Raw genomic sequence first — 7,100 nt, 5'->3', positions numbered from 1 at the left:
GCACGTCCTGCACACCGACGGCCTCGTCGAGGACCGCCACCGCGACATCGACGACGCGCTCACCCAACTGCGGGGCGCACTGGCGCATCCCGGCCGGACCCCCGAGGACACCTGCCAGGCGGTCATCGACGCCGTCGCACCCGACCACCCCGCCGACGACATCGCCCTGCTCGTCGCCCGCACCCACACCCTGCCCGCCGACCGCATCGCTACCTGGGACCTGCCCGCCGACCCGGCCCGCGTCGGCGAGGTCCGCGCCGACGCCACCCGCACCCTGGCCGACTGGGGTCTGGAAGAGCTCGGGTTCGCCGCCGAGCTGATGCTCAGCGAGCTGGTCACCAACGCGGTCCGCTACGGGGGCGAGCCCATCCAGGTGCGCCTCATCCGGGACCGCGCACTGATCTGCGAGGTCGCCGACGGCAGCAGCACCGCCCCGCACCTGCGGCGGGCGGCCACTACGGACGAGGGCGGACGCGGCCTGTTCCTCGTCGCCCAGCTGTCCCAGGCCTGGGGCACCCGCTACACCGGCCAGGGCAAGGTCATCTGGGCCGAATGCTCCCTGGACGCGGCATGACCGCCCGCGCGCCGCGGCACACCGCGCACCGGGCGCGGCGTACCGCACACCCGACCGCCGCTCGACCATTGGGGCCACAGAAGATGACGGTTTGCCCGGTACTGCACCATCACTCCCGTTAACATCCTCAACATCCCTCATTGATGGGGGAGGCACTCCCCAGGCCTGCCCCGGAGACGTCCGTGCATGACACTTCCGCCCCCTCGGCGAGCCCGACGCGTCGCCCCGGCGCGGAACCGCTCGTCCGGATACGCGGTCTGGGCAAGCGGTTCGGCGGTACGGTCGCGCTGGACGGGGTCGACCTCGACATCCACCGCGGCAGCGTCCTCGCCCTGCTCGGCCCCAACGGCGCCGGCAAGTCCACGCTGATCAAGGTGCTCGCCGGGGTCCACCGCCCCGACGAGGGCGAGGTGACGGTCGCCGGGCACCCGCTCGGCTCCGAGGCCGCGTCCGCGAAGCTGTCCTTCATCCACCAGGACCTCGGCCTGGTGGAGTGGATGACGGTCGCCGAGAACATCGCCCTGGGCACCGGCTACCCCCGCCGCCGCGGCCTGATCTCCTGGCGACGCACCCGGGAGCGCTGCGCCGAAGCACTGGAGATCGTCGCCGGACACCTGCACCCCGACACCCGGATCGCCGATCTGGCCCCCGCCGAACGCTCCCTGGTCGCCATCGCCCGCGCCCTCGCGAAACGGGCCGAGCTGTTCGTCCTCGACGAGCCGACCGCCACCCTCCCCGCCACGGACTGCACCCGGCTCTTCCACGTGCTCCACGCCCTGCGCGACCGGGGGCACGGCATCCTCTACGTCAGCCACCGGCTCGACGAGGTGTACCGGGTCGCGGACGCGTTCGCCGTCCTGCGCGACGGCCGCCTCGTCAGCCACGGCCCCCTCGCCCCGTACCACCCCGCCCGCCTGGTGCACGACATCACGGGCAGCGAGCCGGCCGCCCGGCGGCCCGCCACCGGCTCCGCCGCCCCCACCGCCTCCCCCGCTCCCAGCTCCCCCGTCCCCGACGACCGAGCGCCCGTCCTCAGCCTCAAGGACGTCACGACCGGCCGCTGCGGGCCCGTCAGCCTCGACCTCCGCGCCGGCGAGATCGTCGCCCTGGTCGGGCTGACCGGAGCCGGCCACAGGCAGCTGGGCCGCGCCCTCGCCGGCGTGCTGCCCGTCCTCGGCGGGCAGGTGCTGCTCGCCGGCCGACCGTACCGCCCGCGCACGGTCGCCGCAGCGGTGCGCAGCGGTGTCGGGTTCGTCGGCGGAAACCGTCAGGCGGAGGGCTGCGCCGCCGAACTGACCGTGCGGGAGAACTTCCTCGCCAATCCACGGGCGGCCGGGGTGCCCCCGTGGCGCTGGATCCGCCCGCGGCGCGAGCGCGCCGGGGCGGCCGTCCTGATCGAGCGGTTCGCGGTCCGCCCCCGCGACGGCGAGGCCGTGATCGCCACCCTGTCCGGCGGCAACCAGCAGAAGGTCGTCGTCGGCCGGTGGCTCACGGGACGTCTGCGGCTGCTGATCCTGGAGGAGCCCACCGCGAGCGTGGACGTCGGGGCCAAGGCGGCGATCCACGGCCTCATCGACGACGCGCTCGCCGACGGCCTGGCGGTCCTGCTCGTCTCCTCCGACTTCGAGGAGGTCGCCGACCTCAGCCACCGCGCCCTGGTGTTCGTCCGCGGCGCCGTGGCGGCCGACCTGAGGGGGGAGACCCTCAGCGTCAGGGAACTGACCCGCACCGCCTCGGCCATGCCCGCGATCACCGGAAGTGCGACGAGCCCGTGACCCGCCCGCCCTCGCGCCGCTCCCTGCCGGGTCACCTGCGCGGGCACTTCATCGGCACCTACGGCCTCCTGACCCTCACCGTCCTGCTCTTCCTCCTCTTCTCCCTCACCCTGCCGGACACCTTCCCGACCCTGGACAACGTCTCGGCGGTCCTGTCCAACCAGTCGATCCCCGCCCTCCTCGCGCTCGGTGTGACGATCCCCGTCGCCACCGGCAAGTTCGACCTGTCCATCGGCTACGGGCTGGGCCTGGCGCACGTCCTGGTGATGTACCTCATCGTCGACGCGAGCTGGTCCTGGCCGCTCGCCTGCCTCGCCGTCGTCGCCGGCGGGGCCCTGGTCGGCGCCTTGAACGGCGTCATCGTCGAGTTCGCCCGGATCGACTCCCTCATCGCCACGCTCGGCACCGGCAGCATCATGTACGCCGTCACCGGCTGGCTCACCGACGGCAGCCGGATCGTCCCCGGGCCGGACGGCCTTCCGCCCGCCTTCACCGGCCTGTACGACTCCCGCTTCCTCGGCCTGCCCGTCCCCGCCTTCTACGTCCTCGCCGTCGTCGTGGTGCTCTGGGTGTTGCTGGAGCGGCTGCCGTTCGGCCGGTACCTGTACGTCATCGGATCCAACCCCCGCGCCGCCGGCATGCTCGGCATCCCCACGCGCGCGTACTGCGTGTACGCCTTCACCGGCTCGGGCCTGGTGGTGGGCTTCGCCGGAGTGCTCCTCGCCGCGCAGCAGCAGATCGGCAACCCGAGCGTCGGCCTGGACTACCTGTTGCCCGCCTTCGTCGGCGCCCTGCTCGGCTCCACCACGATCAAGCCGGGCCGCGCCAACGCCGTGGGCACCCTCGTGGCCGTCACGCTGCTCGCCGTCGGCCTCGCCGGCATCCGGCAGTTCGGCGCCCAGTTCTGGGCCACCCCCCTGTTCAACGGCGCCACCCTGCTCATCGCGGTCGGCCTGGCCGGCTACTCGTCCCGCCGAAGGCTGCGCGCCGCGACCGCACCGGACCGCCCGCCACCGGCCACCGGTGAGCAGCCCGGCCCGTAGGCAGTGCAACCAGTGACAGGAGCACCGTGTACCCGAACCGGAAGACCGCCGTCGCGGCCGTGGCCCTGTGGGCGGCGGCCGTCGGCTTCCTGGCGGGCTGCGAGAGCGGCCCGTCGGAATCGAACGGGACCCCGACCGGACGGGCAACGGCGACCGGGCCGTCGGCCGGCGGCTGCCCCGACGCCCTACGGAAGGCGAAGGCCGCGGTGCAGGCGGCCGAGAGCACCGACACCGCCTGGACCGGCCCGCGCAGCGGCCCCCGCGCCGTTCCGGGGAAGACACTGGTCTACGTCGCCCAGACCATGACCAACCCGGGCGTCGCCGGAGTCGCGAAGGGGGTCAGGGAAGCCGCGGCGGCCATCGGCTGGAACGTCCGGGTCATCGACGGGGAGGGCACCCCGGCCGGCATCCAGGCCGCGTTCAGCCAGGCCGTCACCCTCAAACCGTCGGGCATCGTCATCGGCGGCTTCGACCCCCGCCTCACCTCGCAGCAGGTGGCGCGGGCCGAGGAGGCGGGCATCCCGCTGATCGGCTGGCACGCGGTGAGCTCCCCCGGCCCCAGCACCAGCCCCAGACTCTTCACCAACGTCACCACGAAGGTGGAGGACGTGGCGCGGATCAGCGCGGACTGGGTGATCGCCCGGTCCGACGGAGGCGCCGGCGTCGTCGTCTTCACCGACGACTCGATCCCGTTCGCGCGGAACAAGTCCGAGCTCATCAAGCAGCAGCTCGCCACCTGCCCCGCCGTGAAGCTCCTCGCCTACGCCAACATCCCCATCCCGGACGCGAGCCAGCGCACCCCCCAGGAGGTCTCCTCGCTGGTGTCCCGCTTCCCGAAGAAGTGGACGCACTCCATCGCCATCAACGACCTGTACTTCGCGGATGCGGCGCCGGCCCTCCGCGCCGCCGGGAAGCCGGGGGCCGGGCCCCCGCTCAACATCGGCGCGGGTGACGGCGACCCCTCCGCCTTCCAGCGCATCAACAGCGGCCAGTACCAGGCCGCCACCGTCCCCGAGCCGCTGACGCAGCAGGGCTGGCAGATCGTCGACGAGTTCAACCGCGCCTTCGCCGGCAACCCGCCCAGCGGCTACGTCGCCCCCGTCCACGTGGTCACGGCCGACAACAGCGGCGGAGGAACGTCCTGGGACCCCGAGGGCTACCGGGAGGCGTACGAGCAGATCTGGCGCGGGTGACGCGCTGCACGGCCCCGCACGGCCCCCGCATGCCCACCCGCACGACCCCCGTACCGGCTCGACGCGGCAGGGCACGGCCGGGGCGCGAGCACGGGACGAGCGGGCAGGTCGGCGGGGCTCCCGGCCCCGCTTGACTGCCGGGCGGCGTGACCGGTAGGGAAAGGGCAGCACCCGCGCACGGTGCGGAACGGGGGTGCTCACACATGAAAGCGCTGGGACCGGGCGATCCGGCCTCGGTCGGCGACGGCCGCTACCTGTTGACCCACCGGCTCGGCCAGGGCGGCATGGGGGTGGTCTACCTGGGCCGTTCCCCCTCCGGACGGGCCGTGGCCGTGAAGGTCGTACGCCCCGAGCTGAGCACCGAGCCCGGATTCCGGCGCCGCTTCGCCGACGAGGTGGCGGCGGCGCGCCGCGTCGGCGGCTTCCACACCGCCCCCGTCGTCGACGCCGACCCCGACGGCGATCCGGCCTGGCTGGTGACGGCGTTCGTGCCGGGACCGACCCTGGCCACGGTCCTGGCCCGGGTCACGGCCCTGCCGGTGGACACGCTCACCGTGCTGGCCGCCGGGCTCGCCGAGGCGCTGGAGGCGATCCACCGGGCCGGGGTGATCCACCGCGACTTCAAGCCCGCGAACATCATCATCGCGGAGGACGGCCCCCGCGTCATCGACTTCGGCATCGCCCGTGCGCTGGACGGAACGGCGCTGACGCAGACGGGCATGCAGGTGGGTACCCCGGGATTCCTGTCGCCCGAGCAGCTCACCGGGGGCTCGATCACGCCCGCGGTGGACATGTTCGCGCTCGGCGTGGTGCTCACCCAGGCCGCGGGCGGTTCGCCGTTCGGTGACGGCCCGGCGACCGCCCGGCACTACAAGGTGGTGTACGAGGAGCCGGACTTGAGCGCGGTCCCCGACGAGCTGCGCGAGCTCGTCGCCGACTGCCTGTGCAAGGACCCGGCGGACCGACCGACCTCGGCGGAGTTCCTCCGCCGGCTGACCGTCCGCTGGCCCGCGGAGGGCTGGCTGCCGGACGCCGCGATGGCCCTGCTGCGCCGGCAGGACCCCGAGCCGTCCGCGGCCCCGGAGCCCGTGCCGTCTGCGGACGCGACCCCGACGCCGAGCCTCCGGCCGGATCCGGCTGCGGCCACGTCTCCGGCTGCGGCCCCGGCGGCCGACCGGCCGGAGACCGTGGCGGACCCGGGCGCTCCGGCCGTGGCGGACCGGAGTGTTCCGGCCGGGCCGGCGGTGGTGGCCCTACCGGAGGGGGGCACCGCGTCGCTGCGGACCCCCACGGTGGCGGGCCCACCCGGCCCCGAGCGGCCAGCTGACGCGCAGGCCGTCACCCAGACCGGAACAGGAGCAGGAGCGGGAGCCGCAACCGGAGCCGCAACCGAAGCCGCAGCCGGGGCCGCCGGCGCGGCCGTGGCCGAGACCGCTACCGGAGCCGGACCCGCCGCCGGAGCCCGGCCGGAGGGGGCCGCCGTGACCGGGGCGCCGACCGTACGGCGGCCCCGCCGCGTCAACGCCGTCCGCGCGGCGGCCGTCCTGCTCGCCCTGTCCGCGGTGGGCCTCCTGGTGTGGCGGCCGTGGTCCGGCTCCTCCGGGGACTCCGGCGCGGCCGGGCCCGATGGCCCTGCGGCCTCCGCTCCCGCCTCGCCGTCCGCCGCGCCGGCAGGCCCGGCCGCGTTCCCCACCGCCCCGGTGCTGGTCCGTCAGGACACCGCCGCAGGCTGGCCGCAGGACTGCCACGGCGTGATCTCCCGCCGCGACCCGGGCGCCGCCGCGCCGGTGCGGCTGACCACCGGGGACGCCTGCGCCATGCTCCCCCAATGGTCCCCGGACCGCCGGTCGTTCGCGTACACCCAGGTCACCGCGCAGGGCGCGGCCGTCTGGACCGCCCATGCCGACGGCTCGAACCCGCGGCGGATCGCCGCCATCGCCGGCGGGCGGGTGTCCTGGTCCCCGGACGGCACCCGGCTCGCGGTGCTGCGCGCCGAGAAGGGCGTACAGCAGCTGTTCGTGGTGAATCTCGCCGACGGATCCGCCCGTCAGGTGACGTCCGGAACCGGCCAGGTGGAGGATCCCGCCTGGTCCCCGGACGGCAAGCGGATCGCCTTCTGCATGCCGTCCGGCAAGGACGACTGGCAGATCCACGCGGTGGACGCCGACGCCCCGGGGGCCGCCCCCCAGCAGCTGACCCGGTTGCCGCATCCGGCGCTCGACCCGGTGTGGTCGCCGGACGGCCGCACGTTCGCGTACACCGCGGGGACGTACGGGCGGGGGACGCAGGGCGACATCCGCGTGGTCGGCACCGACGGGACCGGCGACCGCGCCCTGGTGGCGACGGACGCCCACGAGATGGACCCGGCATGGTCCCCGGACGGCGGCTGGCTGGCCTTCGTCCGCGGGCCGTACGAGAAGCCGGTGATCTGGGCGGTCCGCGCGGACGGCACCGACTCCCGCTCCCTCACCACCGCGTCGGCGTCCGAGGGCCACCCGGCCTGGCGCTGACCCGC

At 74.9% G+C, this 7,100-nt stretch carries 5 protein-coding genes; all 5 read left to right on the top strand.

Annotated elements, in window-relative coordinates:
* A partial coding sequence (locus tag ACFV7Q_RS30190; RefSeq protein WP_385433164.1) for an ATP-binding protein occupies positions 1–574 on the top strand: 574 nt, incomplete at its 5' end.
* 143 nt (positions 575–717) lie between these two features.
* Positions 718–2,349, top strand: a complete 1,632-nt coding sequence (locus ACFV7Q_RS30185; protein ID WP_385433163.1) for a sugar ABC transporter ATP-binding protein — start codon at positions 718–720, stop codon at positions 2,347–2,349.
* Positions 2,346–3,392 carry an ABC transporter permease gene (locus ACFV7Q_RS30180; RefSeq protein WP_385433161.1) on the top strand — a complete coding sequence of 349 codons (1,047 nt, stop codon included), beginning with the start codon at positions 2,346–2,348 and terminating at the stop codon, positions 3,390–3,392. Before ACFV7Q_RS30185 ends, ACFV7Q_RS30180 begins: the two co-directional genes overlap by 4 nt.
* A 26-nt stretch (positions 3,393–3,418) precedes the next feature.
* Complete coding sequence (locus ACFV7Q_RS30175) at positions 3,419–4,585, top strand: substrate-binding domain-containing protein (protein WP_385433159.1); 1,167 nt, start codon at positions 3,419–3,421, stop codon at positions 4,583–4,585.
* A gap of 203 nt (positions 4,586–4,788) precedes the next feature.
* Positions 4,789–7,095 (top strand): protein kinase, encoded by a 2,307-nt coding sequence (locus ACFV7Q_RS30170; RefSeq protein WP_385433157.1) that lies wholly within the window; start codon positions 4,789–4,791, stop codon positions 7,093–7,095.
* Positions 7,096–7,100: the final 5 nt, after the last annotated feature.

Origin of the sequence: Streptomyces sp. NPDC059851, assembly GCF_042732005.1 — a bacterium.
Taxonomy (GTDB): Bacteria; Actinomycetota; Actinomycetes; order Streptomycetales; family Streptomycetaceae; genus Streptomyces.
The sequence above is the reverse complement of the archived record's forward strand: the minus strand, read 5'-3'. Positions and strand labels throughout refer to the sequence as shown.

What these genes read in the sequence shown, in the direction of transcription:
- ACFV7Q_RS30170 (WP_385433157.1), top strand. Translation starts at nt 4,789, where the DNA reads ATGAAAGCGCTGGGACCGGGCGATCCGGCCTCGGTCGGCGACGGCCGC.
- ACFV7Q_RS30185 (WP_385433163.1), top strand. Translation starts at nt 718, where the DNA reads ATGGGGGAGGCACTCCCCAGGCCTGCCCCGGAGACGTCCGTGCATGAC.